Origin of the sequence: Aeromonas sp. 2HA2, assembly GCF_029237345.1 — a bacterium.
Lineage (GTDB): Bacteria > Pseudomonadota > Gammaproteobacteria > Enterobacterales > Aeromonadaceae > Aeromonas > Aeromonas salmonicida.
This window is the reverse complement of sequence record NZ_JAACGB010000025.1, coordinates 1-25,444: the sequence shown is the minus strand read 5'-3', so window position 1 is coordinate 25,444 and position 25,444 is coordinate 1. Positions and strand designations below refer to the sequence as shown.

Here is a 25,444-nt window from a genome sequence, read left to right as displayed (position 1 = left end):
AGGTCCAGGTGCCGTCAGCCGTGATGCTCAGGCTGCCCAGTGCATCCGGGCTGGCGGTGATGCTGGCCGCGTCCGTCTTGAACGCCACCTCGTCGGCCCCGTCCACGTCGCTGATCTTCAGCTGGCCGCTGTCAGCCAGCACATCCGGGCTGGCATCTTCAGTCACCGCGCCAGTGTCAGCACCGGCAATAATGGCGGCATCATTGATCGGGGTGACAGTACCGGTAACCCCGCCAGTCGAGCTGTGCAAACCATCTGTGATTGTGTATTCGAACGAAATATTGCCATTGAAATCAGGGGATGGCGTAAAGACCAGCTGACCGTTGGTCAGGGTGACGGAACCATTGCCAATGGCCACCGAACCACCTTCGGCAATGGCCTGGCCATTGATGGCGGTGATGCTGAGACTATCACCGTCCAGGTCGGTGTCGTTGTCGAGCACCTTGATGATGACCGTCCCATCCTCTTCCACGGTAAACTGGTCGTTCCCTGGCAGAGGCGCGGCATTCACAACGCTGTTGTCAGTACCCTTGGGAGAGGTATTGCCCACTGGATCGGTCAGAGTGGCATCCACAATGACGGGGCCATTGACCGGCAGATCCGTAGTGGGAATGGTCAGAGTAACCAGGGTCTTGCTAATGTCATCGGCAGTCAGGATGGAGCTGGAGTCAGGCACACCATCACCATTCCAGTCCACATCGAGGCGATCACCGACTTTGGCATCGGCTGGCAAACGGATAATCACATCCACGCCATTTTCACGCTCGTTGGCTGAAATGACATTGTCCGCACCATCCTGTATTTCCACCAGGGGAGCAGAGGGAGCCGTGCTGTCCACACTGCCATCATCGGTGGCTGTAGCTGTGTTGCCGGCAGGATCGGTGACATTGGCGGTGACCGTATAGGCGCCATCTGCCAGCGGGGTAACAACATCCACACTGAAGGTTCCGTCCGGGTTGACGGTTGTGGTCAGGGTCTGCTGGTTGCCATTGGCATCAGTGACCAGCAGGGTCACAGTGCTGCCAGCCGGCGCATCCGTGGTGCCAGTCAGGGTCGGGGTGGTGTCATTGGTATTGTCTGGTGCAGAGACGGTGATCACCGGCGGCACCAGGTCGAAAGGATCATCTTCACCCGCGACCGCATCGCCTGTCACACCGGCATCCGTCTGGTTGGCGGTATCAAATCCCGCCGCCGCTATGGTGGCATCGCCGGTACGATCTATGGTGACGAAGCCGCCATTGCCACTGGCACCGGCCACACCACCTATGTTGCCACCGCCTGCGGCAGGAGCACCGCCAGCTGCAGCCGCTTCAAACGCCTGGGTCGGGTCGGCCCCGCCCAAAATGGCTTGTTGCAAAGCCGATATCTCATCAGGAGTGCCAGTGGCCACATCCTGGTTCTGGGCCAGCAAAGGTGCCTGAGACGTTTCATCCTCAGCCTGCTGCTCGTTGGTCGGGCTCAGGGTGAAAGTCTGGTTGCCGCCGTTGAAACTGGCGCCCTCAGGAGTGATAAGCACCGCATCCCTGGGCAGGATATCGCCTTCGGCAAGCTGCTTCTGGCTGCCATCTGCGGCGACCAGGTAAATGTTGCCTTTCAACTGGGTAACAACGACGTCCTGTTCCAATGCGATTTTATGGCTGCTCATGTTCTCTCCTGAATCTCTATTGGCATGCAATATTCCACCGTCTAATGTGCCCGTGAATGACGCCAGAAACCAGTTAGAAAATTCGAATGGATAGAGTGATTTGAGGCTAAACCGGCCGGTTAAACAGAAGGGTCAATGACGGAGGAGGTAAAAATAAAATCAAGATGATCAATGTGTTGCATTTTGATGACGGGAGCACATCACTGTGCTCCCGTCCGGGTCATGGTCAGACACCCGCCCACAGCAGGATGGCGAGCAACTGGGGGGAAATGATCCGCAGAAACATTACCAGGGGATAGACGGTGGCGTATGACAGGGCACTGGCACCACTGGTAGGGTGCATACCGTTGGCAAATGCCAGGGCGGGGGGATCCGTCATGGAACCCGCCAGCAAGCCGCACAGGGTGAGGTAGTTCATCTTGCCATACAGACGGGCCAGCACCCCGACCACCAGCAGCGGGATCAGGGTAATAGCCATGCCGTACATCATCCAGGCTGGGCCATCACCGTTGATCAGGGTATCGACAAAGCCGGCACCGGACTTGAAGCCCACCACCGCCAGAAACAGTACTATGCCAATCTCCCGCAGCGCCAGGTTGGCACTCGGCGGCATAAACCAGTAGAGCTTGCCGATGCTGCCAATCCGCGACAGGATCAGCGCCACCACCAGCGGACCGCCCGCCAGACCCAGCTTGAGCGCCGCCGGGAAACCGGGCAGATAGAAGGGGATGGAGCCGAGCAGTACACCCAGGCCGATGCCGATGAACACCGGCAGCATCTGCACCTGCTGCAGCTTCTGCTGCACGTTGCCCACCACATTGGTCACCGCCTCTATGGCGTCGAGTCGACCCACCAGATTGAGGATGTCACCAAACTGCAGGCTGGTCTGGCTGGTCGGTACCAGCTCGATACCGGCCCGGTTGAGGCGCGAGATGACAACGTCGTATTTCTGCTTGATGTCGAGATCGCGGATCTTCTTGCCAAGTACCTGCTCGTTGGTGACCACCACCCGCTCTACCCGCAGATCGGTGCCGCGAGTCGAGAGCGAGGTCTCCACTTCTTCCCCAAGCACCAGGAGTACCTTGTGCAGCGCATGCCGATCACCCACCAGGTGCAGCAAATCACCGAGCTCGATGCGCGAATCCGACCGCGGCACCATCAGTTCCTCACCGCGTTTGAGGCGGGAGCAGATCACATCCGACTCGTCGAGACTCGGGATCTCGCAGAGCATCAGGCCATGCATATTGGGGTTGCGCACCGCAATATTGATGGTCTGCAGACTCTCCTTGGTCTTGCCTGCATGTTGCTCGAACTGGTCCGCTTCTTCGTCGATTTTGATGCGAAAAAACAGACGAACCAGCCACATGGTCAGCAGGATGCCGCAGATGCCAAACGGATAGGCAACGGCATAGCCCATGCCCATCAAGCCGGTCGCGCCGGGAGCGGCCCCCAGTTCGGCCAGGATCTGCTGACCCGCACCAAGGGAGGGCGTATTGGTCACGGCGCCGGAGAAGACCCCGAGGATCACCGGCAAGGGTACATCGAACAATTGATGCAGCCCTGCCGCGACCACACAACCAAGGATCACCAGCAAGGCGGCGAATCCGTTCAACTTGAGGCCAGAGCTGCGCAAGGAGGAGAAGAAGCCGGGACCGACCTGGATGCCGATGGTGTAGACAAACAGGATGAGACCGAACTCCTGAATGAAGTGCAGGGTTTGCTCATCGAGCGCCAGATCAGACACTCCCGCGAAGTGGCCCACTATGATGCCACCGAACAGCACACCTCCTATTCCCAAGCCAACGCCATAGACCCGCCAGTTTCCCAGCCAGAGCCCCAGCACCGCCACCAGCGACAACATGCTGATGGAAAGCGCGATATCACTCATCGTGTGCATCCTTTCTGAATTGAACTGTCCCTAGCTTGTCAGCAAACGCTGATGCCAACTGTGTGATACCGCACGATTTTATCCTTCTGAACGGCAAAAATACCAATTAATGGCTAGTCAAGCGATGTAACCATAAATGGCCATAAAGTGACAAACACTGCCACCCAGCACGAACAGATGCCAGATGGCGTGGTTGTAAGGAATGCGCTTGGCCACGTAGAAGATGACCCCCAGGCTGTAGATGAGACCACCGAGCCCGAGCAGCAACAAGCCCTCGCCCTCCAGATGGAGGTAAAGCTGATAGATGACCACCAGCGACAACCAGCCCAGCATCAGATAGGTAAACAGCGACAATTTTTCGAATCGGTGGATGAAGAACAGCTTGAACACCACCCCCGCCAGTGCCAGCCCCCAGATCACAACCATCAGCCCCTGCGCCAGCGGAGTATCGAGCGCCACCAGTAGGAAAGGGGTATAAGTGCCAGCGATCAACAGATAAATGGCGCAGTGATCAAACACCTTGCACCAACGTCTGGCACTTCCCTCCGCCATGCTGTGATAGAGGGTCGAGGCAAGATAGAGCAGCACCAGGCTGCCGCCATAGAGGCTATAGCTGATAAGCGCCTGGGTGCCCTGCCCCCAACCCTTGTTCAACAACAGGATCAAGCCCAGGATCCCGAACACCAGCCCCAAGCCGTGGCTGAGGCGATTGGCCAACTCCTCGCGGGGAGAATAATCCGTCACACTGCTCATAACATACTCCTGCCCAAACTGGGCTCACTCTAGCCGCCGCCTTTTCAGAGTACAAGTGTTAGCTTAAATGGAGCATCATCTGATTGGGCCCATCCCCATGATGCGCTCATGGCTGTCACCCGTTTACCTTTGGTGTATGCTCTGCGGCCGATGCCCACGTCGCTGTCGCTGCCACGGTTGCTCACCTCCCGGTGACACCCTGGCAACCTGGTCTGGAGAACCTGATGAAGTTGACTGAACTGTTTGCACTACCGGATCCGGCCTTCAGTCAGGCCATGACGGCCCTGCTGGAGACCTTCCATCACTCGGATGACAGTCAGGCCCCCTACCAGCACGACCACTTCACCCACCAGCTCGATCAATCCCGGATGCCCACTGTCGGCATCTCGATGGATGACTATCTGGCGCGACTGGCAACCCTGGTGCCAGGGGCCTCCCATCTGACCTCCCCACGCTACATGGGGCACATGACGGCGCCACTACCCGCTTTCACCGCCGAGTTGTCACGCCTGCTGGTGATGCTCAACCAGAATCCGATGAAAATGGAGTCCTCCCGCCTGCTCAGCTTTCTGGAGCGGGAGGTGCTGGCCAAGCTGCACCGTCTCATCTATCGCGCCGATGATGCTTTTTATGGCGAGCAGATGCATGCCAAGGATGCCGCCCTCGGCGTCATGACCAGCGGCGGCACCATCGCCAACGTCACTGCCCTCTGGCTGGCCCGCAACCGCGCCTGCGGTGACAACCTGTTCGCCCTCTACGAGCAGGGCTATCGCGGCGCAGTGATCCTGGGATCCCGGCTGATGCATTACTCCTTCGACAAGGGGATGGATCTGCTGGGGCTGGGCGCGCATAGCGTCTGGCGGCTCGCGACCGACGACCAGAACCGGCTCGACATGACGGCGCTGGAAACCGCACTGACCCAGTGCAAAGAACAGAAGCTCAAGGTGCTGGCGCTGGTCGGGGTAGCCGGCAGTACCGATTTTGGCTCCATCGATCCCCTGCCCGAGCTGGCGGCCATCGCCGAGCGCGAGCAGATCCACTTCCACGTGGATGCCGCCTGGGGCGGCCCGACCCTGTTCTCCCCCCGCTATCAGGGGCTGCTTGCAGGAATTGAACTGGCCGATACCGTGACCCTGGATGGGCACAAGCAACTGCTGGTACCACTCGGTACAGGCATGCTGCTCTGCCGCCAGCCGGACCTCATGATGACGGTCAAGCGAGAAGCGCCCTATGCCATCCGTGCCAGCTCCTTTGATCAGGGCCGCTTTACCCTGGAAGGCACCCGTCCCGCCAATGCCCTCTATCTGGACGCAGCCTTCCAGCTGTTTGGCCAGCAGGGTTACGCCCAGCTTATCGAAGCCAACTACGACAGAGCCAGATTGATGGCAGACCTCATCAACAAGGATCCCGCCTTCGAGCTGATGTCGGCCCCTGTGATGAACCTGCTCTCCTACCGCTGCATTCCACCCCATCTGCAGGGCAAAGCGCTCGATGAGGCGGCCAACGACCAGATCAACCAGTTCAACGTCGCCTTGCAAAAAGCCCAGCGGGCCGAGGGACACAGCTTTGTCTCCCGCACCCAGCGAGCGGTAGGGCGCTATGGTGCCCAGCCGCTCACCCTGCTGCGCGCCGTGCTGCTCAATCCGCTGATTGAGGAGCGCCATATTCGCGAGCTGCTGGCAGACCAACAACGCCTCGGCGCCGACATTGCCCGGCAGTTATTCGGCCAGGCAAGCGGCCGGGAACTGGACGCCAAATGAGCGGTCTTATTCATTTGCCGTTGTCTACCTTGCAGGTAGACTGGACAAAATTTTGAGGTCTATTTTTGAGGGCTATGAGCCAGACATGAAGCAATTTATTGAATTTATTCCACTTATCGTTTTCTTCGCGGTCTACAAGTTCTACGACATCTACACGGCTACCGGCGCCCTGGTCGTCGTGACCGGTCTGCAACTCATCTATAGCTGGGTGCGTTACCGCAAAGTCGAGAAGATGCAGCTCTTTACCTTCCTCTTGGTCGGCTTCTTCGGCGGCCTCACCGTCTTCTTCCATGACGACGCCTTCATCAAGTGGAAAGTCACCGTCATCAACATCTTGTTCGCGCTGGGCCTGCTCATAAGCCGCTACGGCTTTGGCAAGAACCTCATCAAGCAGATGCTGGCCAAAGAGCTGCAAGCCCCCGATGCCATCTGGGATAGAGTCAATCTTGCCTGGGTTGGCTTCTTTACCGTCTGCGGCCTGCTCAACCTCTATGTGGCCTTCAACCTGCCGCAAGAGATGTGGGTCAATTTCAAAGTGTTCGGTTTGCTCGGCATGACGCTGGTGTTTACGCTGCTGAGCGGTGTCTACCTTTACCGCCACCTGCCGGCCGAGCAGAAAGGCGAACTGAAAAAATAATCGCCATCAAGAAGAAGGATTGTCTCATGTGGTATCTCATCTACTCCGAGGATGTTCCCAACAGCCTGCCCCTGCGCAAACAGGTCCGTCCTGCCCACCTGGCCCGCCTGCAGGCGCTGCAGGATGAGGGACGACTGCTGACTGCAGGTCCCAACCCGACCATAGATGCCGACGATCCGGCCGATGCGGGTTTCTCCGGCAGTACCGTCATCGCTGAATTTGCCAGCCAGGCCGATGCCAAGGCTTGGGCAGATGACGATCCCTATGTGGCAGCCGGTGTCTACGCCAAGGTCACCATCAAGCCCTACAAAAAGGTGTTTTGAGCTCAGGTGGTGGGCGAAAATGCAAAAGGCCGGACAGTGTCCGGCCTTTTCACATTTGTGCTGCCCTTGTTTAAAGGGCGCTCAGGCCCGCGCGACAAACCAGGGGTTGAGAATATCGGGCTTATTGTAGGCAAGGGGTGATCCATCGAGCCGGGTCACGCTGCCCCCTGCCCCTTCCAGCACGGCCTGCGCCGCTGCCGTATCCCACTCACAGGTAGGTGCGAGGCGTGGATAGAGCTCGGCCCCCCCTTCGGCAATGATGCAGAACTTGAGAGAGCTGCCCATGGAAACCAGCTCAATCTCGCCCCGCTCTATGTCACCAAAGCGTGCCAGATAATCGAGGGTCTCCCGGGACAGGTGGTTACGACTGCCCACCACCCGCCATGGCGCCCCTTCCTGATGAGGCAAGGTCTGGATGGCTTCACGCTGGCCATCAGCCACACGCCAGGCGCCCATCCCCTTGCCGCCATACCAGAGCCGGTCCAGCACGGGGGCATAGACCAGACCCCACAGCGGCTTGCCATCCTCGATCAGCGCGATATTGACGGTGAACTCACCGTTGCGGGAGACAAACTCCTTGGTGCCGTCGAGCGGATCCACCAGCCAGTAACGGGACCAGCCATGGCGCAATCCCATCACCTCTGGGCCGGACTCCTCCGAGAGCACAGGAATATCGGGGGTGAGCATTGCCAACGCCTGCACTATCACCTCATGCGCCCCCTTGTCGGCGGCGGTCAGCGGGCTCTCGTCCCCCTTGTACTCCACCGTAAAGGGCTGGCTGTAGATGGCCATGATGATGTCACCGGCAGCGCGGGCGATGGGCTCCAGCTCGGAAATTGCAGGGAAAAACATAGAAAAGACATCCTGGTCAAATGGTTAGCACAGTGTACCCATTTTGGACAAAAGAGGCTTATAGCCGTTTGCTCTGACTTATAAAGTGTCATAAATGACAGACAAAAAGTGGCGCGACTCGGCTAATCCTCAATAGTGATTCCACACAACACAAGGACGTGAAGCCATGAACTACAAGACCCTGACCGCCACCCTGCTGCTGAGCTGCCTGCCCCTGTTGAGCCAGCCTTTGCTGGCCGCCGACAAGCCGGCTGCCAAGCCAGCGACCACGGTCACCATCGCCAAGGAGAGTGGCAAGGTGAACCTGAATACGGCCAGTATCAATGAGTTAACTGCCCTCAAGGGGATCGGGGAGAAGAAGGCGCAGGCCATCGTCGATTTTCGTGAGAAGCAGGGCAAGTTCACCACGGTTGAACAACTGGCGGATGTCAGCGGCATAGGGCCGGCCACTCTGGAAGCAAATCGGGACATGATCATCGTCAAATAGCCAGTTTGGACTTCTTCCATCATGAGGGCAGCCTGTGGCTGCCCTATTTTTCTTCGGGTATCATGGGGCCACTTTGTATCTCTGGACTCTCTCCATGAAAAAGACACAGCTCGTTGTACGCAAGGCCGTTCTTCCTGTCGCCGGTTTGGGCACCCGCATGCTGCCTGCCACCAAGGCCATCCCCAAAGAGATGCTGCCCGTGGTCGACAAACCGCTGATCCAGTATGTGGTGCGTGAAGCCATCGCTGCCGGCATCAAGGAGATCATCCTGGTGACCCACTCGAGCAAGAACTCCATCGAGAACCACTTCGACAAGAGCTTCGAACTGGAAGCCACCCTGGAGAAGCGGGTCAAGCGGCAGCTGCTGGAGGAGGTGCAACACATCTGCCCCAAAGATGTCACCATCATGCATGTGCGCCAGGGCGAAGCCAAGGGTCTGGGTCATGCCATCTTGTGTGCCCGTCCGCTGATCGGCGACAACCCCTTCGCCGTGCTGCTGCCGGACGTACTGATCGATGACATGGCCAGCAACCTCAAGCGCGATAACCTGGCTGAAATGGTACACATGTTCGAAGGGGATCAGATCAGCCAGATCATGGTGGAGGCGGTTCCAGAGAGTGAAGTGGACAAGTACGGCATCGCCGATATCAAGGGGGAAGATCTGACTGAGGGCATGTCCCTGCCGATGCAGGCCATCGTCGAGAAGCCGCCCCGTGACGAAGCGCCTTCCAATCTGGCCGTGGTCGGTCGCTACGTGCTGTCAGCCAACATCTGGCCACTGCTGGAGCGCACCCCCGTCGGTGCAGGTGACGAGATCCAGCTGACCGATGCCATCGCCATGCTGATGGAACATGAGCAGGTCAACGCCTACTTCATGAAAGGACGCAGCCACGACTGCGGCAGCAAGATGGGTTTCATGAAAGCCAACGTGGAATACGCGGTACGCCATCCGGAACTGAACGGGGAATTCACCGCCTGGCTGAAGCAGTTTGTCAAACAGTTGTAAACGCTGAATATTTAACCTATCAACAGAATAAAAAACTGGGCATCGTTCGATGCCCTTTTTCATTTTATAAACAATTATTCAACCATTGATAGATAAAATATCGCTAAATCATAATATTGTAATTTAATCACGCTTGTTCTATAAGGATTAAGGCTTGTTCCTAGCCCTTGCATAAAACTCCTAAAAAAATATAAGACACAGGTGGAAGTTCCAATGAATAATCCGTCCAAAGGGACCTTTTTAGGTCACCCTAAAGGGCTTTTTTTGCTCTTTAGTACCGAACTGTGGGAGAGATTCTCCTATTACGGCATGCGGGCCGTGCTCGTGCTCTATCTGACAGACATGACTGCCAACGGCGGTATGGGCTGGACTCAGGCCGATGCCCTCAAGCTCTACGGCATCTATACCGGTCTGGTTTATATCACTCCCATCATAGGTGGCTGGCTGGCAGATACTTTCCTCGGCCAACGCCGCGCCATCTTGATCGGCGCCATCTTCATGGCAGCGGGTCAGTTCACTCTGGCCCTGCCGCATGCCATGTTCCCGGATATGGTCAACAGCGTCTTTTACGCGGGTCTCGGCTTGCTGATCCTGGGTAACGGTCTGTTCAAGCCGAACATCTCCACCATGGTGGGTGACCTTTACAAGGAAGGTGACCACCGTCGTGACGGCGCCTTTACCATCTTCTACATGGGCATCAACCTGGGTTCCCTGCTGGCAGGCGTGATTTGTGGCGCCGCTGCCACTGCCTATGGCTGGCAAGCTGCCTTCGTCAGCGCCGGTATCGGCATGCTGCTCTCTCTGGTAGTGCAGGCCACCATGGCGCAACGCTTCCTCGGGGACATAGGTCGTATACCGGCCGCCCAGCGCGCAGCCCAGCAACGTTCCAAAGAGCAGAAGGCGCCGCTGACCAAGCAGGAAGTGGATCGCATCAAGGTGATCCTGGTGCTGGGTCTGTTCACCATCATCTTCTGGGCAGGCTTCGAGCAGGCCGGTGGTCTGATGAACCTGTACGCACAGGAATATACCAACCGCATGATCGGCAGCTTCGAAGTGCCGACCGCCTGGTTCCAGTCCTTGAACCCCTTCTTCATCATCACGCTGGCCCCCATAGTCGCAGCCATCTGGATCAAGCTCGGCAACAAAGAGCCGAACTCACCGGTGAAGTTCGCCATGGGTCTGCTGTTCCTGGCCGTGGGCTTCCTGTTCATGATCGGTGCCGTGCTGGAGCAGGGTGGCGATCAGAGCGTCAAGACCTCCATGTTCTGGCTGGTCGGTGCCTACCTGTTCCACACCCTGGGTGAGCTCTGCCTGTCCCCAATCGGTCTCTCCATGGTGACCAAGCTGGCTCCGCTGCGCCTGGCCTCCCTGATGATGGGTGCCTGGTTCGGCTTCGTTGCCTTGGCCAACTATATCGCCGGCTTCGTTGGCTCCTTCGTCGGTGAATCCGGTCCCATCGCCATCTTCGGCGGCATTGCCATCGCTGCCGTGATCAGTGCCCTGATCCTGTTGACCATGGCCAACCGCCTGGTCTACTGGATGCACGGCGCCGAAGGTCCGGCCAAAGAGCCAGAAGAGCACGACAAGAAACTGCAGTCCGCCACCGTCTAACCGGTCAGGATTGTAAAAGACAAGCGGGGCGCCCACTGGGCGCCCCGCTTGTCTTTGTCTGCCACAAACCAGCCATCAGTGATGGCGTACCTGCATATGGAGAGCGCTGCCGCTGTCATTGTCAAACTGCAGGTCAAAGGGTTCGTGCCAGCAGCGCTTGTGCAATGGGTAGTGGCTGCTGCGCATCAGACCGAGCGGCAAACCACCAGCTCGCATCAGCCAGTGCGGTGAGGTCAGCCCGGCATTGGCAAATACCAGCCCGTCCTCCTGATCAAACAGCAGAGCCGCCATGGCAAAGGAGTGACGCAGACCGGATTCGATAAGTTGCAGATTGAGGTAATCGAGCAGCCGGTGCGGCTGGGTCAGCAGCAGGCTCTCCTTGTGCTGGAACTGGCGATAGGGGGCATTCATCAGGGAGCGCACCAGGGCGCCGCAAAAAGCCGCATCCACCCCGAGGATCGGCAGCTCCATCACCAGTACCAGCAGCTTGTCATCCACCTTGAAGGTATCCGGGATAAACAGGTTGCCCATCCCCTTGAAGGTGACTTGCCAGGGACCCCACTCCTGCAGTGATGGCGGCCTCAGCCAGGCGAGCAAGCGGGTGGCGGCTTTGTCGTGATCACGAAAGAAGTCGATGTGATCCATCAGTTCCAGCTGCTGCCCATGACCATAGTTGGCCGTCAAACACTGCTCTATGCTGTGGCGCACCAGGCCATAGTCAGACACCGGCTTGATGAGATAATCACGGGCACCAGCGCGCAGCGCACGCTCGACCGCCTCCATCTTGCTCTGGGCCGAGATGACGATGACGGGAATATGGGGATAGCGGGCAGAGAGGCAGGCGATGACCTCATGCCCATCCATGTTGGGCATGTTCAGATCGCACAGCACCACATCGGGGTGATAAATCGCGGCGGCAGAGAGGCCTTCAATCCCGTCTTCGGCCTGAAATACGCACGCCCCGTCATGCTCGAGATAAGTTACCAGAGAGTGGCGAAAAACGGCTTCATCCTCCACCACCAAGATCCGTAATCCGGCTTTTGACATCTTGACAAAGCTCTTATTAGTCAACTGGTTATTTAAAGAATAAGCCTAGACCAAATCGACAGAGACGTGTGCACCAAGACGTCAATTTATGACAATCATTCCCATTTCTTATAGAGCGTCTCCGCATCCAGTTGTTTGATAAACGATTGGTAGTCAATTCCGGCTGCCAGCACGAACTCGGTCAGCAGGCAACGGCACACCCGAAGCAGCTCGGCGCCCTGCCAGGGTTTCTCAAGGTAGTGATCGATGCGGGCCAGATTGACGGCCGCTATGGTGTCCTTGTGGGTCGCCTGCCCGGTCAGCAGGATCTTGCGAGTATGAGGAAAGCGCCCATCCAGCCCGATCCGGGTCAGCAGCTCCACTCCGCTCAGGCCCGGCATCACATGATCCGACACCACCAGCGCAATCTGCTCCCCGGCGGTATCCAGCTCCTCCATCAGAGTCAGACACTCCTGTGCCGATTCGCACTCTTCCACCCTGAGCCAGCTGGCCAACGGCGCCAGATCGCGGCTGATGGCATTGAGCACCTCCCGCTGATCATCCACACATATCAGATTCATCTTGTCCATATTCCCTCGGTAATCTCACCTTGAATGCCGTCAGGCCAGGTTCGCTGACAAGCGAAATTTCGCCGCCATAGCTGGTCACTACCCGTTCGGCAATGGCCAGCCCCAGCCCCAATCCGAACGAAAGCCCGCCACGCTTGGTGGTGACATTGGGCTTGAAGATGCGGGGTTGCAACTCGGGCGGTATCACGGGGCCATTGTTGGCCAGGGTCACCTCGATCCACTCGTCATGGGTCCGGCAGTGGAGCCAGATCTTCGGATCTGCAGTCGCTTGCAGGGCATCCAGCGCGTTTTTCAGAATATTGGCCCATACCTGCACCAGCTCGGCCTCGTTGGCACAGAGTCGGGGATCTCCCTCCAGCACAGGTTCAACCTGAACCTGGCGCAACGAGCTCTGCAGTAACGCCAGCGCCTGCTCAAGCGTATCGCGCACCTTCACGCCGTGGCGACGCTCACCATCGGCGCCCCCCAACTGCTTGACTGAACGCACGATCGCCGCCGCATGGTTCACCGCCAGCTGCATGTCGTGACAATCGCGACCAAGCTGCCAGTAGTTGGCGACCCCCAGCAGATCCCGCATCCGTGCCCTGGTGGGCTGTTCGCCATTGAGGATCCGCGCCAGGAGCTTGGCCTGCTCCGGGGCCAGCCTGAACTGCTCCTCCAGCCGCCTGGCATCCCGCCTAACTTCGGCGCTGGAGCTCAGTTGCCCCGCCTCCAGTCCCTGGCGAAACAGACGAAACTCTCTGGGATAATATTGCCGCAGCATGTCGCCGAGAAAATCGACCAGACCGCTGCCATTGCGTGTCACCACCCCGATGGCGTTATTGAGCTCGTGGGCCAAGCCTGCCGCCAGCTGGCCAAGCAGACTCAGTTTTTCCGCCTCCAGCAGTCTCAGCTGGGTGCGAGTCCGCTCCAGATAGGCATGATTGACCTTGCGCTGGCGCTGGGCCAGCTCGGCCATGATGACCGGCATGAACTGATCGGCCAGCGAGCCGAACCGCTCGGGCTCGACCGGCAGGGTATTGCGATCGAGCCAGGCCAGCTCGCACGGCTCCTGCGCCACCAGCCTGCAATAACTGGCCCCCCGGGAGAAATAGCTATGCACCCCGAGATAGTTGCCCGCCTCTACTATCATGATTGGCACTCGCTGGCGCTCGCTCTCAGCCATGATGGTGCCTTCTACCCGCCCGCTGCGCAGCAAATAGAGCCGATCGTTATGCTCTCCCTGCTCCAGCAACTGCTCCCCCGCCGCCAGGGTGCGCTGGCGCAGCGGATCGCTGAAGTAACGCAAATGAAGGGGATGGGGCTCGCTCATTGCACAAACCCTATGGCATTGAGCAGCGCTATCATGGCCAGGCAGAGCAAGAAGCCAACGCCCCCGCAACTCACCCCCACCAGCGCCATATGACGAGTATCCACATTGCCGCTGGCATGAGCCAGCGCATTGGGGGGCGTGCTGATGGGGAGCGCCATCCCGAGGCTGGCGGCAAAGGTCACGCTCAGGATCAAGCCCATGCTGCCACCGACCGAGCCGAGATCCAGCGAGGTGCCGAGAGCGGCCACCATGGGTAGCAACAGGTTGGCACAGGCAGTATTGCTCATGAAATTGGCCATCAGCAGGCAGAGCCCCGTCGCCCCTACCATGATCAGCATGGGTGGCCACTGACTGAATGGAATGGCCTGCACCAGACTGGCCGCCAATCCCGACTTCTCCAGCCCCATCCCCAGTGCAATACCGCCGGAGACCAGCCAGAGCACGTCCCAGGAGACCTTTTTCAAATCGTCCTTGGTGAGTACCTGGCCTATCAGAAAGATAGCCACCGGCACCAGACCGACCGTATAGGAGTTGATACCGTGCCAATCGCCAGTCAGCCAGAGGCCAATGGTGAGGATGAAGGTGGCATAGACCAGCAGCGCCTTGGGCGTCTTGAGAAAATGGCCCTTGATCTCGAGATCGATGCGACCCTGCTCACAGGGAAACAATCTGATCAGCAGCAACCAGCCAAACCCCAGCATCAGCAGCACGAAGGGCACGCCAAAGCTCATCCAGGCGGCGAAACTGATGGCATCGTCTCCTACCAGATACTTGAGGGCCACCGCATTGGGTGGCGTACCGATGGGAGTGCCAATTCCCCCCAGATTGGCCGCCACCGGGATGGCAAGGGTGAAGGCGATACGACCGGGATCCCGCGGCCCCAGCAAGGCCAGTACAGGGGTCAGAATGGAGAGCATCATGGCGGTGGTGGCGGTATTGCTCATAAACATGGAGAAGGTGGCGGTGATCCCCATCAACCCCAGCAGCACCCTGTTGGGATTCTGGCCGAACGGCCTGAGCATGACCCGCGCCAGGTTCATATCCAGCCGATACTTGGTCGCCGCGATCGCCAGAAAAAAACCACCAAGAAACAACATGATAATAGGCGAAGCGAAGGTGCTCATTATCTCCTTGTGGCTGAGCAGGGTGCCAAACTCCGCAGAAGGGGAGGCCGGCTGCCACCACTTGATCCCGCTGTCCGACACCAACAGCAACTCCAGCACAATGATCAGTACCGAAGTCGCAAAGATGGGGATCGGCTCCAGCACCCAGCAGAGGGTAGCCATCACAAAGATGGCGAGGATCCGCTGCTCTATCACCGTGAAGCCAGCCAGGCCGAAGCTGGCGGTAGGCAACATCAGGATCAGCAGGGGTGCAAAGAGGGGTAACCAGTATTTAGCGCTCAGAGGCATAGTCCATTCGCTGCGATGGGGCAGTCTGTGGGCAAGCTTGCCCCAACAGGGTGGTAAAGTCCGTGAAGGGGATCATGGTTCATGGCCATGACTACCCACCAAGTGGTACATTCAGACAAGCCATCCCCCTCTTGCCAGCCGCGAATTGTATGAGGCCCCGCCATGGGGGATAATGCCCCCCACGCCAGCCCCTGAAGAACATCATGACACCAGCCGAATACAGCGCCCTCGCCCATCCCAGATTGTCCCATCCGGCTCGCAGCCTCTATACCTTGCAGCTGCGCAGACTGGTGCTGGAAAATCAGCTGGCCCGGCTCAACTATCCCGAGCTTGGGCGCTCATTGGCAGTGGTTGATCCAAGCGATCCCAGCGGCTTCTGTTTTCAGGTCAATGCCCGCCAGCTGACCGAGCTGTTCGACGAGTTGATGGAGGCCGGCCTGCTGCAAGTCGAGGCGCAGGCTGACAGTGAGCACTACCATCAGTGTCCGTTCCAGCTGCCGCTGCTGACCCAGAAGGTGCGCAGCCCGCTGCCGGAGCGCCCCTTCCAGATGCACCTGCAGTGGCGACCGGATGAAGAGCTGCCCGCCCTCGCCCGCCTGTGCGGGGTGATCGATGCCAGCTACAACGAAGAGGATCTGGGGGAGTTCATCGCCTACTGGCTGGGCCGCCCCGAGGTGTTCGACTCCCAGCATCAATGGATGCTCAAGTTCATTCGTGCCCTCAAGACCCGCCGCTACGTCCGTCGCCAACCGATGGAAGCGAAAGGTTACCAGCAGGTCACGTCAGCCCCGGCGGAGGCAGGACCGAGCAAGCGGGCACAACAGATGATCGAAGAGGCAAAACGGCTGGCCCATGGTCAGAAACTGGAACAGGCGCCACAGCAGGAGCCGGATAATGATTGATAGCGGCCCCTGCCTGCAGGCAAAATCAACCCCTTGCAAACCCATCCCTGACCCAGCAGAAGGAGCATTCCATGACTGACCCGCAAGATCCCCTGCGCCAGGAGCTGGAAGAGATTGAAGCCAAACGCCGGAAGATCGCCAAAGCCAAACAGGATCATCGTGTGCACGACACCGAGCTGAGCCAGCACGTGGGCGGCCTGCTTGAGCGCATTCGCCGTCTGCAGGCCCAGACCGGTGGCAGTCAGTACGACTACGAGACTCTGCGCAAGGAGTACGACGCCAAGGCCAACGCCGAGGTACGCGAACTGCAGAAGGCGGCTCGCCAGGAGCGGATCCAGAAGCTCATCGCCCAAGCGGATCTCAACCCGGACTGGGTATTCGAGAAGATGGATGCCACCGATCCGGCGCTGCAGTACCCCATGGAGACGGCCCGCTACTTCATCAGCGGTTTCGAGCACTGGGAGAAGAGCGGTGGCGGCTGCATGCTCATCTATGGCGATTATGGCACCGGCAAATCGACCCTGGCAGGCGCCGTGGCCCATGAACTGATCGCCCTGCACCAGAAATCGGTGATCTTTCAGCAGTGGGCCTCCATAGTGGATCGCCTCTTCTTCAACGTGATCCAGGATCAGGAGGAGCGCAATCAGTACCGCCGCGCCCTGGAAGAGGTCGACCTGCTGATCATCGACGAGGTGTCCGCCAATCGTGCCAAGATGGCGGAGAGCCAGTCCAGCTTCCTCGGCCACCTGCTACGTCGCCGGCGCAACCTCTCCAAAAGCGTCATCATCATCACCAACCACAGCCCCCAGAGCCTGCATCAGGCCATCGGTGATTTCAGCTTCGAGGCAATCAAGGCGTTCAACCCGGTGGATATCCAACTGAGCGGCCCCAGTCGTCGCCCCAACATAGGCCACTACAACGGCTGATCTCCACGCGAGCCCGTGCCAGCTGGCCGGGCTCGCAGTGCCTCCCTGCTTACCCGCCACCAAATAAAAACAACTCTCATTTACAGAGCAATGCCAACCCTCTAGGCTAACCCTTTCGCCAAAGGGAGCAGAACCATGCCAACCACACTTATCTTCGGAGCCAGCCGCGGGCTGGGCCGCGCCTTCACCCATTGTGCCTTGAGCCAGGGTCACAGAGTCGTGGCCCTGGTCCGTAACCCGGAAATGGCCGCAGAGCTGCGTACATTGGGGGTCGAGGTCGTTGAGGGTGACGCCCTCGACCAGGAGGCCGTGGCGCAAGCTTGCAGGCTGGCTGGCCACGAAGCCGGAGTGGTCTCGACCCTCGGCAGTTTCCGCCAACCGGAACCCGTCGACTATTTGGGTAATCGCCATGTGATCGACGAGATGGAACAAGCCGGGCTGACACGCTTGCTGCTGGTCACCTCGCTCGGTTGCGGCGACAGCTGGCAATACCTGCCAGAGCGGGCGCGGGCTGCCTTCGGTCATGAGGTGCGCTTGAAGAGTCTGGCCGAGAGCTGGCTGCAAAGCAGCGCACTCAGCTGGACCATATTGCGCCCGGCGGGCTTGCAGGACGGTGACGCCACCGGACAGGCGGAACTGAGTCAGGGGAAAGAGATGCACGGCTTGGTACGACGCCAGGATGTGGCCGCACAGGGATTGCGCCTGCTTGCCGACGAGACGACACAAGGGAATATCTACGCCATCAGTGACCCCACACTGCAACGCGGTTAATCCTGCCAGCCAATTACAAAAACGGTCAGCCTCAGCTGACCGTTTCCATATCGGGCAGGGTTCAATTGACGGCAGGCACGGACCGCTGGCGCCATGCCAGCACCCAGCAAGCGAGGCCGCCATTGAGCAATGCCAGTCCCCACAACTGCCACCAGTAGCAGGAAACCTGGTCAAAATCGGCGCCCATCTGGTTGAGACGCAAGAAGCCCTCGATGGCCGGGGTACTCGGCACCCACTGGGCCAGCCAGTTGAGCGGGGTCGGGATCAACTCCAGCGGCCAGATGAAACCCGCCAGGAAAACCAGCGGCATGGAGGAGAGCAGCACCACCTGGGTTGGCAAATCCCGCCGCGTAAACAGGGCGCCCAGCAGCACCCCCAGCCAGGTAGTCGCCAGCAGGAACGGCAGGGTGAACAACCACAGCGCGGCCGGCTCTGCGGCACGCACTATGTTGTAGTGATCGAAGCAGAAGCCGAAAAAGTAGGCCACGGGCAGCACGAAGAGCCCGCCCACCACCAGGGTTCTGGCCAGCAACAGGGCCAGCACAGGGGCACGCTGCCAATAACCATGCTCACCGCGCCCACTGCGTTGATTCTGGGTCGCCCCCAGGATCCCCGTCCCCATCAGCAACACCTGATGCAGGATCAGCACGAACACCGCCGGCACCACATAGTTCACATAACCCATGGTGGGATTGAACACGGGCAGCACGTTGAGTGCCACTGCATTCCAGCCCGTGGCGGCCTGGGGCAAGGCCTCCCCATGGCTCAGCAGCCGGGCGACCTTCACCTGCGCAGCGAGCGAGCCACCGGCCTGGGCGAGGCCCTCGGCAATGGTGCCGTAAACCAGAAAGTAGGAGGCATCACCGGCATAGCCCAGAGTGACGCTCTTTCCCTGCATCAGATCCCGATAAAAATGGCGAGGGATGTGCAGGATACCGCGGCCCTTGCCCGTCAGCAGCAGATGACGCGCCTCATCCAGACTGGCCGCCCGCGCCACCAGTTTCACCTGGGGGGTGGCATCGGCCATGAACTCCAGTTGGCGAGAGAGCTGACTGCCATCTTCGTTGACTACCACCACTGCCTCTTCCCGCGGCAACTGGTGCAGGTAAGGTTGCGGATAGAGGAAGGAGTAGAAGAGTACCCCACCAAACAGGGTCAGCATGATGGCCCTGTCGGCCAGCAGGGTGCGCAGCTCCAGCCGCAACAGATCCCAGAAACCTAGCATTGTTCCGGCTCCTTGTCGGCTGTCTGACGAGCAAGATCGGCCTGTTGCTTGTAACGACGAGCAACCAGCAACAACGGCAGTAAAAATAGCAGCAGGGCGCCGAACTGGGGCAAGGCGGCACCGAGCGGCTGACCGTAGTTGGTCTGCCCTATCTGCAGCTCCACATAGTGGGAGATGGGCAACAGATTTCGCCAGAACTGGGCAAAATCACCCATGGCACTGACCGGGAAAGTCACCCCCATAAAGGCAAATCCCGGCGCTGTATAGGCGCCCGCCAGCGACAAGGCGCGGGCCGGATCCCGGATCATCCCGTAGAAGAAGGCCCCCATGCTGACACAGGCCGCCGAGGCAAGCCCAAGACCCAGTGTCAGCACCAGCCAGCTGCCTTGCATGGGATAACCAAACGCCTTGAACAGCAGCAGGCTCCACACCAGGCCCCAAGCCCACCCAATCAATACATGAGGCAGCAAAATGCGCCAGAGGCCGAACCAGACCCCTTGAGTAGTCCAGTCCAGCCCCAATCGATCGGTGCGAGCCAGGGCATTGATCCCATAGAGCACCACCAGGATCTGCCATACCGCAGGCAGCAGGGCGCTCAGCAGAAACTGGGCATAGCTGGAATTGATGTTGTAAAGCGCTGTCACCTGGCTGCTGATAGGCACGGATTGCCCCACGGCGCCGGACAGTGCCTTGCCATCGGCCATGGCTGCGAGCACGCCTACCTGACCATTGAGAGTGCCGACCACCTGGGCCAGCGCCGAGTTGACCAGCTTGGCAATCAGGATGAACTGGCCATTGTTGAACACTGTCACCTGGGGCTGGGTCCCCTGGCGGGCATCCCGCTCCAGATGATGAGGGATCACCACCAGGGCGTAGATCTCCCCCCCTCGCAGGGCGCGGGCCCCCTCATCGATGGAATCAAACTGACCCGTGAGGCGCAGGCCGGCGGAACCATCCAGCGAAAATGCCAGCTGGCGGGAGAGGACACTCCGATCCAGATCCACCAGACCAACCTTGAGATCCCGCGCCAACCCGGCCGAGAAGATCCAGCAGAGGATACCCATCAGCAAGAGGGGAACCCAGCTCATCAGGGCACGACCGAAGGGGTCTTGCCACAATCGCCGCCATTCATGTCTCATCAGAGTTCGACCAGCACACTCATGCCAACCCGCAGACCGTCAACCGGCTGCAAGGGGCGCGCTTCCACCTGGAAGCTCTTCATGTCGAAGCCCTGACGGGTATCGGTGGCACGCCAGGTGGCAAAATCACCCATCACGGCCACATGGGTGACCTTGAAGCGGACCGTCTGCTCACCCAGACCAGGAATGATGGCGTCAAACTCGGTACCCAACGCAAAACGGGGCAGCAAGTCTTCACGCACATGGAACTGGGCCCAGGCATCCCCCATGTCGAGCAGCGTCACCACAGGGAATCCCTGCGGCGCCAGCTCGCCACTGCGTAACAACACCTGTGACACTTCACCTGAGTGGGGGCTGGCGATGCGGGTATCGGCCAGATAAGCCTCCACTTCCGCCACCGAGCCTGCCGCCATATTGGCCTGCTCGCGGGCCGCCACCTTGGTCTCTTCCCGCGCCCCTTCCAGGGTCATTTGATATTGCTGCCAGGCCATGCCTTCGCTGTACTTGGCCGCCTGCCAGGCAGTCCAGGCCTCATCGCGCTTTTGCAGCGGCATCACGCCATCACGGTGCAGGCTGGCGATACGCTCGTAAGTCTTGCCACGCAGCTGGGCGGCCGCCTTGGCTTTTTGCCACTGATCCTTGGCTGCAGCGATTTGCTGGGCACGCGCCCCCTTCTCGGCTTCTTCGGCCATGGCCCCGGCCGCAGCCTGACCCGCCTTGGCCTGACTCAGCTTGGCCTCAATCTCGGGGCTGGCCAAAGTGAATACCAGCTGATCCTTGGCCAGCACGTCACCCTTCTTCACCAGCACCTCGTCGATCCGGCCCGCCACCTTGGAAGAAACCGAATACTGCTGCGCCTCTATCTGGCCCTGCAAGCGAACCGGTTCAGGTTGATAGGCAAGCCAGAAGCGCCAGCCCAGCCAAAGAGCGAGCAACACCAATGCCAGTGGCAACAACAGCGGCTTGCCCTGGCTCATCTTCTTCTTGATGGGGGAATGACTCATGAATTCACCTTTATTGCCTGACCATGCTGATATTGATTGAAACTGTTCATCTGACCGGAGAGTGCCAACAGGCGAGCCAGCGAAATCACATATTGATAGGCAGCGGCGGCGCGTTGGGTCTTGACCCCCGCCAGCTGGTTACGGGCATCGACCACATCCAGCGACGTGGACAGCCCCTGACCGAATGCCTTGTCCCGCAGCAGTACGTTCTCCTCGGCCAGCGCCTGGGAAGAGGAGAGCGCCTGATACTCCTCCAGCCCCTGCGCTGCCTCGCGCCAGGTCTTCTCGACCAGCAACTCCAGATCCTGGCGGGTCTTGGCCTGCAGCAGATTGACCTGCAGCTCGGCGCTCTTGGCCGCCTGCACCGTTTCAGAGCGACCATCCCGACTTACCAGCGGCATACTGACCCCGACGCCAACCAGCCAGTCAGGCGTGGTTTTAGAGGCCAGCGAGTCATCTTCATAGAGGTTGTAGTTACCGAACAGGAACAGCTCGGGGGCATATTTGCCCTTCTCAAGCTTGATCAGACCCTGCGCCTGCTCCTTCTTGGCGGCCAGCAGCTTGAGGCCGGGGTGGACCGCCAGGGTCTCCTGCACGAAGGCATCCAGTTGCGGCATGCCCTCATTGATGAAGAGCTGGGTGTTGGGCTCGGCCTGCTTGAGTTTGAGCATGTGGCCCAGCGCCAGCTGAGCTATCTCCAGAGTGCGGCGGGATTTCTGGGTGTCGATGCGCGCCCTGTCATAGGCAGATTGGGCAGAGAGGCGCTCGACCTTGGCGATCTGGCCCTGGGCTTCGAGCTTCCTGGCATGATCCAGATGATGGGCCAGCCCCTGCTCTATCTCCTGCTTGGTCTGCACCACCTGCGCGGCCAGCACTACGCCGAAATAGGTCTGGGAGAGGCTCTCGAAGGTGGATTGCTGCTTGAGCACCAGCAACTGCTGCGCTTCGCTCACCTGAGCCTGACGGATATCTTGCGCCGCATCGATGCGACCACCGGTAAACAGTGGCCACAGCATCTTGACCGAACTGGTCACCACATTCTGCTTGGTCAGGGGAGTCACGAAATCACTGGCGGAGAGATTGAGCGCCTGCATGACAGGGGCCAGCACCTTGCCAAATTCCGGATGGCTGGCGATAGGATTGAGATCCATCATATCGAGCTCCATCGGCTGATCGAGGTGGGTATAGCTGGCCCCCACATCCACCTTGGGCAGATACATGGCCTTGGCAGCCTCGCGCAGTTGCTTGGCTCTATCCACACCGGCCTGTTCTGCCGCCAGTCCGTCATCCTGCTGGATAACCCGACTCCAGGCTTCGCTGAAACTGACCGTCTGTGCCTGGGCTGAGCCCAGCATGGCCCCAAGCAGGCATGGGCAGAGAGATTTGATGAACCTTGACGTCATACATCCCCAATCTGTTTGTAATGAAATTGTTTGGAGCCTTTGCTCGATTCAAGGCCGGTATAATAGCGCAAACCGGTACGGGAGGGGGACAGCCAAATCGTCGAGCTACCCACTCATTTGACCCCGCAGATCCACCCTGACAATATGCCTGATTTTCAAGCACTCCTGAATTTGCAAGCCTTGGCGCGACGTTTTTTTCAGAAAAAAATGGCTGACGCTCAAATACTAACCTTTTCTCCTGACTAAAAAATGCGTAATATACGCCGCCCTAAGCCGATGGTAACCGTGGAATGCAGATAGGTCCCCACACGCTTGAAACACCCTTGATTGTGGCGCCCATGGCCGGTGTAACAGACCGACCATTTCGTGAACTTTGTTTGCGATTGGGTGCCGGCATGGCCGTTTCCGAGATGCTGCTGGCCAACCCGGATGTCTGGGATACCCAGAAAACCAGGATGAGAATGGATCATTCTGCAGAAGGTGGCTTGCGATCGGTCCAGATTGCCGGAGCCGACCCAGAGATGATGGCGTTTGCCGCCCGCTACAACGTGGAGCAGGGCGCTCAGATCGTCGACATCAACATGGGTTGTCCAGCAAAAAAAGTGAACAAGAAGTTGGCAGGTTCCGCCCTGCTGCGCCATCCCGACCTGGTCAGAACTATCTGCCGGGCCGTAGTGGATGCAGTGGATGTGCCTGTTACCTTGAAGATCCGCACAGGATGGGATCCGGATAACCGCAATGGCGAGGAGATCGCCCGAATCGCCGAAGATTGCGGTATCGCGGCCCTCGCCGTGCATGGTCGTACCCGTGCCTGCCTCTACCGGGGTCACGCTGAGTACGACACGATTAAGGCGATTAAGCAGGCCGTATCGATTCCTGTTGTCGCCAATGGCGACATAGACAGCCCGGAAAAGGCCCGGTATGTCCTCGACTATACCGGCGTTGATGCCGTGATGATCGGCCGTGCAGCGCAAGGACGACCCTGGATTTTCCGGGAAATCCGTCATTTTCTTGAGACGGGCACCAAGCTGCCGCCTCCCGAAAGGGAAGAGGTTCGCACCCTGATGAACGAGCATGTAACCAACCTGCATCAGTTTTATGGTGCATATCTGGGAGCGCGCATTGCTCGTAAACACGTGGGCTGGTATCTGGATGAAGAAGAGACGGGCCGAGAATTCCGTAAGCACTTCAATGCCCTGGATTGTGCAGACGCACAACTAGAGGCACTCGAAGCGTATTTCGATGGATTAGGTTAACGCATAACTAAAGAGCCGACCGAATATGTTCGAACAAACCCTGACTTCTGATGCATTGGTAACAACTACTCACAATCACGCTGCCGAGCCAACCCAGCGCCCCCTGCGTGACTCTGTGCAACAGGCCCTGCGTAACTACCTGGCCCAGTTGAACGGTCAGGAAGTGATTGATCTGTACGATATGGTCCTCTCCGAAGTCGAAGCTCCCATGCTGGACGTGATCATGCAATATACCCGCGGTAACCAAACCCGCGCCGCTGTGATGATGGGCATCAACCGTGGCACCCTGCGCAAGAAACTCAAGCGCTACGGCATGAACTGATCTCAGTCAGATCTGCTGCAGTGCAGATGAAGGCGTATTCCAGCAATGGGATACGCCTTTTTCTATGGCTGCCATTTACTCGCTGGCAAGCTTGATGCCCAGCCCTACGAACAAGCCCCCCATCAGACGGTTGAGCCAGCGCCCCAACCGGGCAGGCAAGCTCACCCTGCGGCTCGCATAGGCAGTCGAGAAGGCCAGCAGGTGGCACCAGATCATGCCGTTGAGGTTGAAGATGCAGCCAAGCAGAATGAAGGCCAGCGCCTTCTGTGGCGCATCTGGGGCAATAAACTGGGGCACAAAGGCGAGGAAGAAGAGCGCGACCTTGGGATTGAGCACATTGGTCAGCAACCCCTGCCGAAATATCCGGCCATAGGAGAGTACAGGCAAGGCCACAGCCTCGTTGGTAGCAGGAGGCGTCTTGGCCCCTTGCCAGAACATGGAAAACCCCAGGTAGACCAGATAGAGCGCCCCCATCAACTTGATGACGGTGAACAGCTCAGCCGAGGTGCTCAGCAAAGCCGACAACCCTAGTGCAGCCGCCAGCACATGCACCATGGTGCCCGTCCCAATCCCCAGCGCAGCGACTGAACCCGCCCGCCAGCCCTGAGAGCCGCTGCGCAGCATGATGAGCAGAGAATCAGGCCCAGGCATCATGTTCAACAACAAACCAGATACGATAAACAACGCCAGATCGTGGATCCCCAACATACACAGCTCCTTGCTCGTGAAAGAGACAGTCTATGGATCCCATGCCGCTTGTCATCCCCCGTAGCAGCAATAGTGATTATCAACGGAGGGAATAGCAGAAAAGCCTGGTGCACATTAGTGTGAATTGGAACCCGGGCTGAGATGGTTTTGAGCAGAGTCCACATCCTGGCTTTCGTTAGCCTCAGCAAGCGACATGGACGGGGATATATAACGCTGAATGGCGCAGCCATCCGGAACAGAACGGGGGAAAATGAACGAGTAAGGGGGCAGAAGGAAAGCATCACCTAGCCATTACAGCCAAGCCATTGAATTTCAGGTAATAAAAAACCCCGCTCGATGAGCGGGGTTCTTCGTGTTGAGTGCCTGGCAGTGTCCTACTCTCGCATGGCGAATGCCACACTACCATCGGCGCTACCGCGTTTCACTTCTGAGTTCGGCATGGGATCAGGTGGTTCCACGGCGCTATGGCCGCCAGGCAAATTACTT

Annotated in this window: 24 protein-coding genes and 1 rRNA gene; 11 read left to right on the top strand and 14 right to left on the bottom strand. The window is 58.8% G+C overall.

The genetic code is table 11. From position 1 onward, the window contains the following. The 3 genes from GWQ29_RS21120 to GWQ29_RS21110 form a co-directional block, all read right to left on the bottom strand. On the bottom strand, window positions 1–1,645 hold a 1,645-nt coding region (locus tag GWQ29_RS21120), incomplete at its 3' end, for a retention module-containing protein (protein WP_275920251.1). Window positions 1,646–1,871: 226 nt separating this feature from the next. Beyond that, complete coding sequence (locus tag GWQ29_RS21115) at window positions 1,872–3,533, bottom strand: putative transporter (RefSeq protein ID WP_099994230.1); 1,662 nt, start codon at window positions 3,531–3,533, stop codon at window positions 1,872–1,874. 117 nt (window positions 3,534–3,650) lie between these two features. Further along, window positions 3,651–4,286: a hemolysin III family protein gene (locus GWQ29_RS21110; RefSeq protein WP_021140622.1), complete on the bottom strand. Its 636-nt coding sequence runs from the start codon at window positions 4,284–4,286 to the stop codon at window positions 3,651–3,653. 224 nt (window positions 4,287–4,510) lie between these two features. On the opposite strand from GWQ29_RS21110, the gene GWQ29_RS21105 reads away from it, so the two are divergent. From GWQ29_RS21105 to GWQ29_RS21095, 3 genes are all read left to right on the top strand, one after another. Beyond that, window positions 4,511–6,046: an aminotransferase class V-fold PLP-dependent enzyme gene (locus GWQ29_RS21105; protein WP_275920250.1), complete on the top strand. Its 1,536-nt coding sequence runs from the start codon at window positions 4,511–4,513 to the stop codon at window positions 6,044–6,046. 85 nt (window positions 6,047–6,131) lie between these two features. Continuing rightward, the gene (locus GWQ29_RS21100) at window positions 6,132–6,683 is read left to right on the top strand and encodes a septation protein A (RefSeq protein WP_005318063.1); all 552 of its coding nucleotides are present in this window, start codon (window positions 6,132–6,134) and stop codon (window positions 6,681–6,683) included. Between the two features lie 26 nt (window positions 6,684–6,709). Beyond that, the gene (locus GWQ29_RS21095) at window positions 6,710–7,006 is read left to right on the top strand and encodes a YciI family protein (RefSeq protein WP_005318066.1); all 297 of its coding nucleotides are present in this window, start codon (window positions 6,710–6,712) and stop codon (window positions 7,004–7,006) included. 81 nt (window positions 7,007–7,087) lie between these two features. Here GWQ29_RS21095 and cysQ read toward each other — a convergent pair whose 3' ends face one another. Then, window positions 7,088–7,858, bottom strand: coding sequence for a 3'(2'),5'-bisphosphate nucleotidase CysQ (gene cysQ, locus GWQ29_RS21090; RefSeq protein ID WP_265420833.1), 771 nt, complete (start codon window positions 7,856–7,858; stop codon window positions 7,088–7,090). Between the two features lie 166 nt (window positions 7,859–8,024). Here cysQ and GWQ29_RS21085 point away from each other — a divergent pair, with 166 nt between their 5' ends. The 3 genes from GWQ29_RS21085 to GWQ29_RS21075 all read left to right on the top strand — a co-directional run bounded on the left by GWQ29_RS21085 (window position 8,025) and on the right by GWQ29_RS21075 (window position 10,962). Beyond that, complete coding sequence (locus GWQ29_RS21085) at window positions 8,025–8,345, top strand: ComEA family DNA-binding protein (protein ID WP_265420832.1); 321 nt, start codon at window positions 8,025–8,027, stop codon at window positions 8,343–8,345. Window positions 8,346–8,439: 94 nt separating this feature from the next. Then, the gene (gene galU, locus GWQ29_RS21080; protein WP_021140626.1) at window positions 8,440–9,351 is read left to right on the top strand and encodes a UTP--glucose-1-phosphate uridylyltransferase GalU; all 912 of its coding nucleotides are present in this window, start codon (window positions 8,440–8,442) and stop codon (window positions 9,349–9,351) included. Between the two features lie 213 nt (window positions 9,352–9,564). Beyond that, on the top strand, window positions 9,565–10,962 hold the full coding sequence (locus GWQ29_RS21075) for a peptide MFS transporter (protein ID WP_265420831.1): 1,398 nt from the start codon (window positions 9,565–9,567) through the stop codon (window positions 10,960–10,962). A gap of 75 nt (window positions 10,963–11,037) precedes the next feature. On the opposite strand, the gene GWQ29_RS21070 is transcribed toward GWQ29_RS21075, so the two are convergent. The 4 genes from GWQ29_RS21070 to GWQ29_RS21055 form a co-directional block, all read right to left on the bottom strand. Next, entirely contained in the window at window positions 11,038–12,009 is a 972-nt protein-coding gene (locus GWQ29_RS21070; RefSeq protein WP_113721852.1) for a response regulator, read from the bottom strand. A 95-nt stretch (window positions 12,010–12,104) separates the two neighbouring features. After that, window positions 12,105–12,569 carry a response regulator gene (locus tag GWQ29_RS21065; RefSeq protein ID WP_265420830.1) on the bottom strand — a complete coding sequence of 155 codons (465 nt, stop codon included), beginning with the start codon at window positions 12,567–12,569 and terminating at the stop codon, window positions 12,105–12,107. Continuing rightward, entirely contained in the window at window positions 12,547–13,890 is a 1,344-nt protein-coding gene (locus GWQ29_RS21060) for an ATP-binding protein (RefSeq protein ID WP_059114093.1), read from the bottom strand. Before GWQ29_RS21060 ends, GWQ29_RS21065 begins: the two co-directional genes overlap by 23 nt. Beyond that, window positions 13,887–15,302, bottom strand: coding sequence for an SLC13 family permease (locus GWQ29_RS21055; RefSeq protein ID WP_059114096.1), 1,416 nt, complete (start codon window positions 15,300–15,302; stop codon window positions 13,887–13,889). Before GWQ29_RS21055 ends, GWQ29_RS21060 begins: the two co-directional genes overlap by 4 nt. A gap of 203 nt (window positions 15,303–15,505) precedes the next feature. Between GWQ29_RS21055 and GWQ29_RS21050 the strand changes: the two genes are divergently transcribed. The 3 genes from GWQ29_RS21050 to GWQ29_RS21040 all read left to right on the top strand — a co-directional run bounded on the left by GWQ29_RS21050 (window position 15,506) and on the right by GWQ29_RS21040 (window position 17,901). Continuing rightward, on the top strand, window positions 15,506–16,204 hold the full coding sequence (locus GWQ29_RS21050) for a DnaT-like ssDNA-binding domain-containing protein (RefSeq protein WP_058395949.1): 699 nt from the start codon (window positions 15,506–15,508) through the stop codon (window positions 16,202–16,204). 71 nt (window positions 16,205–16,275) lie between these two features. Then, entirely contained in the window at window positions 16,276–17,130 is an 855-nt protein-coding gene (locus GWQ29_RS21045; RefSeq protein ID WP_021140633.1) for a DnaA/Hda family protein, read from the top strand. 135 nt (window positions 17,131–17,265) lie between these two features. Beyond that, on the top strand, window positions 17,266–17,901 hold the full coding sequence (locus tag GWQ29_RS21040) for an SDR family oxidoreductase (protein ID WP_096119994.1): 636 nt from the start codon (window positions 17,266–17,268) through the stop codon (window positions 17,899–17,901). A 61-nt stretch (window positions 17,902–17,962) separates the two neighbouring features. Here the strand turns inward: GWQ29_RS21040 and GWQ29_RS21035 are convergent, their stop codons facing one another. From GWQ29_RS21035 to GWQ29_RS21020, 4 genes are read right to left on the bottom strand one after another with little or no spacing between them, the layout of a single operon-like run. Further along, window positions 17,963–19,126, bottom strand: a complete 1,164-nt coding sequence (locus GWQ29_RS21035) for an ABC transporter permease (RefSeq protein ID WP_275920249.1) — start codon at window positions 19,124–19,126, stop codon at window positions 17,963–17,965. After that, the gene (locus tag GWQ29_RS21030; protein WP_059169463.1) at window positions 19,120–20,265 is read right to left on the bottom strand and encodes an ABC transporter permease; all 1,146 of its coding nucleotides are present in this window, start codon (window positions 20,263–20,265) and stop codon (window positions 19,120–19,122) included. The genes GWQ29_RS21035 and GWQ29_RS21030 overlap by 7 nt, the downstream gene beginning before the upstream one ends. Continuing rightward, on the bottom strand, window positions 20,265–21,269 hold the full coding sequence (locus GWQ29_RS21025; protein WP_275920248.1) for an efflux RND transporter periplasmic adaptor subunit: 1,005 nt from the start codon (window positions 21,267–21,269) through the stop codon (window positions 20,265–20,267). Before GWQ29_RS21025 ends, GWQ29_RS21030 begins: the two co-directional genes overlap by 1 nt. Next, window positions 21,266–22,672: a TolC family protein gene (locus GWQ29_RS21020; protein WP_021140638.1), complete on the bottom strand. Its 1,407-nt coding sequence runs from the start codon at window positions 22,670–22,672 to the stop codon at window positions 21,266–21,268. The genes GWQ29_RS21025 and GWQ29_RS21020 overlap by 4 nt, the downstream gene beginning before the upstream one ends. Window positions 22,673–22,962: 290 nt before the next feature. On the opposite strand from GWQ29_RS21020, the gene dusB reads away from it, so the two are divergent. Together dusB and fis are read left to right on the top strand one after the other, a co-directional pair. Beyond that, the gene (gene dusB / locus GWQ29_RS21015; protein WP_005318109.1) at window positions 22,963–23,928 is read left to right on the top strand and encodes a tRNA dihydrouridine synthase DusB; all 966 of its coding nucleotides are present in this window, start codon (window positions 22,963–22,965) and stop codon (window positions 23,926–23,928) included. A 25-nt stretch (window positions 23,929–23,953) separates the two neighbouring features. After that, on the top strand, window positions 23,954–24,250 hold the full coding sequence (gene fis, locus GWQ29_RS21010) for a DNA-binding transcriptional regulator Fis (RefSeq protein ID WP_005309538.1): 297 nt from the start codon (window positions 23,954–23,956) through the stop codon (window positions 24,248–24,250). Between the two features lie 75 nt (window positions 24,251–24,325). Here fis and GWQ29_RS21005 read toward each other — a convergent pair whose 3' ends face one another. Both GWQ29_RS21005 and rrf read right to left on the bottom strand, forming a co-directional pair. After that, window positions 24,326–24,958 (bottom strand): LysE family translocator, encoded by a 633-nt coding sequence (locus GWQ29_RS21005; protein ID WP_059169461.1) that lies wholly within the window; start codon window positions 24,956–24,958, stop codon window positions 24,326–24,328. 361 nt (window positions 24,959–25,319) lie between these two features. Continuing rightward, window positions 25,320–25,434, bottom strand: a 5S ribosomal RNA gene (gene rrf, locus GWQ29_RS21000). Window positions 25,435–25,444: the final 10 nt, after the last annotated feature.

Excerpts from the sequence above, each read along its gene's own strand:
- GWQ29_RS21115 (WP_099994230.1), bottom strand. The coding sequence starts at position 3,533 with ATGAGTGATATCGCGCTTTCCATCAGCATGTTGTCGCTGGTGGCGGTG.
- GWQ29_RS21110 (WP_021140622.1), bottom strand. The coding sequence starts at position 4,286 with ATGAGCAGTGTGACGGATTATTCTCCCCGCGAGGAGTTGGCCAATCGC.
- GWQ29_RS21105 (WP_275920250.1), top strand. The coding sequence starts at position 4,511 with ATGAAGTTGACTGAACTGTTTGCACTACCGGATCCGGCCTTCAGTCAG.
- GWQ29_RS21100 (WP_005318063.1), top strand. The coding sequence starts at position 6,132 with ATGAAGCAATTTATTGAATTTATTCCACTTATCGTTTTCTTCGCGGTC.
- GWQ29_RS21095 (WP_005318066.1), top strand. The coding sequence starts at position 6,710 with ATGTGGTATCTCATCTACTCCGAGGATGTTCCCAACAGCCTGCCCCTG.
- cysQ (WP_265420833.1), bottom strand. The coding sequence starts at position 7,858 with ATGTTTTTCCCTGCAATTTCCGAGCTGGAGCCCATCGCCCGCGCTGCC.
- GWQ29_RS21085 (WP_265420832.1), top strand. The coding sequence starts at position 8,025 with ATGAACTACAAGACCCTGACCGCCACCCTGCTGCTGAGCTGCCTGCCC.
- galU (WP_021140626.1), top strand. The coding sequence starts at position 8,440 with ATGAAAAAGACACAGCTCGTTGTACGCAAGGCCGTTCTTCCTGTCGCC.
- GWQ29_RS21075 (WP_265420831.1), top strand. The coding sequence starts at position 9,565 with ATGAATAATCCGTCCAAAGGGACCTTTTTAGGTCACCCTAAAGGGCTT.
- GWQ29_RS21070 (WP_113721852.1), bottom strand. The coding sequence starts at position 12,009 with ATGTCAAAAGCCGGATTACGGATCTTGGTGGTGGAGGATGAAGCCGTT.
- GWQ29_RS21065 (WP_265420830.1), bottom strand. The coding sequence starts at position 12,569 with ATGAATCTGATATGTGTGGATGATCAGCGGGAGGTGCTCAATGCCATC.
- GWQ29_RS21060 (WP_059114093.1), bottom strand. The coding sequence starts at position 13,890 with ATGAGCGAGCCCCATCCCCTTCATTTGCGTTACTTCAGCGATCCGCTG.
- GWQ29_RS21055 (WP_059114096.1), bottom strand. The coding sequence starts at position 15,302 with ATGCCTCTGAGCGCTAAATACTGGTTACCCCTCTTTGCACCCCTGCTG.
- GWQ29_RS21050 (WP_058395949.1), top strand. The coding sequence starts at position 15,506 with ATGACACCAGCCGAATACAGCGCCCTCGCCCATCCCAGATTGTCCCAT.
- GWQ29_RS21045 (WP_021140633.1), top strand. The coding sequence starts at position 16,276 with ATGACTGACCCGCAAGATCCCCTGCGCCAGGAGCTGGAAGAGATTGAA.
- GWQ29_RS21040 (WP_096119994.1), top strand. The coding sequence starts at position 17,266 with ATGCCAACCACACTTATCTTCGGAGCCAGCCGCGGGCTGGGCCGCGCC.
- GWQ29_RS21035 (WP_275920249.1), bottom strand. The coding sequence starts at position 19,126 with ATGCTAGGTTTCTGGGATCTGTTGCGGCTGGAGCTGCGCACCCTGCTG.
- GWQ29_RS21030 (WP_059169463.1), bottom strand. The coding sequence starts at position 20,265 with ATGAGACATGAATGGCGGCGATTGTGGCAAGACCCCTTCGGTCGTGCC.
- GWQ29_RS21025 (WP_275920248.1), bottom strand. The coding sequence starts at position 21,269 with ATGAGTCATTCCCCCATCAAGAAGAAGATGAGCCAGGGCAAGCCGCTG.
- GWQ29_RS21020 (WP_021140638.1), bottom strand. The coding sequence starts at position 22,672 with ATGACGTCAAGGTTCATCAAATCTCTCTGCCCATGCCTGCTTGGGGCC.
- dusB (WP_005318109.1), top strand. The coding sequence starts at position 22,963 with ATGCAGATAGGTCCCCACACGCTTGAAACACCCTTGATTGTGGCGCCC.
- fis (WP_005309538.1), top strand. The coding sequence starts at position 23,954 with ATGTTCGAACAAACCCTGACTTCTGATGCATTGGTAACAACTACTCAC.
- GWQ29_RS21005 (WP_059169461.1), bottom strand. The coding sequence starts at position 24,958 with ATGTTGGGGATCCACGATCTGGCGTTGTTTATCGTATCTGGTTTGTTG.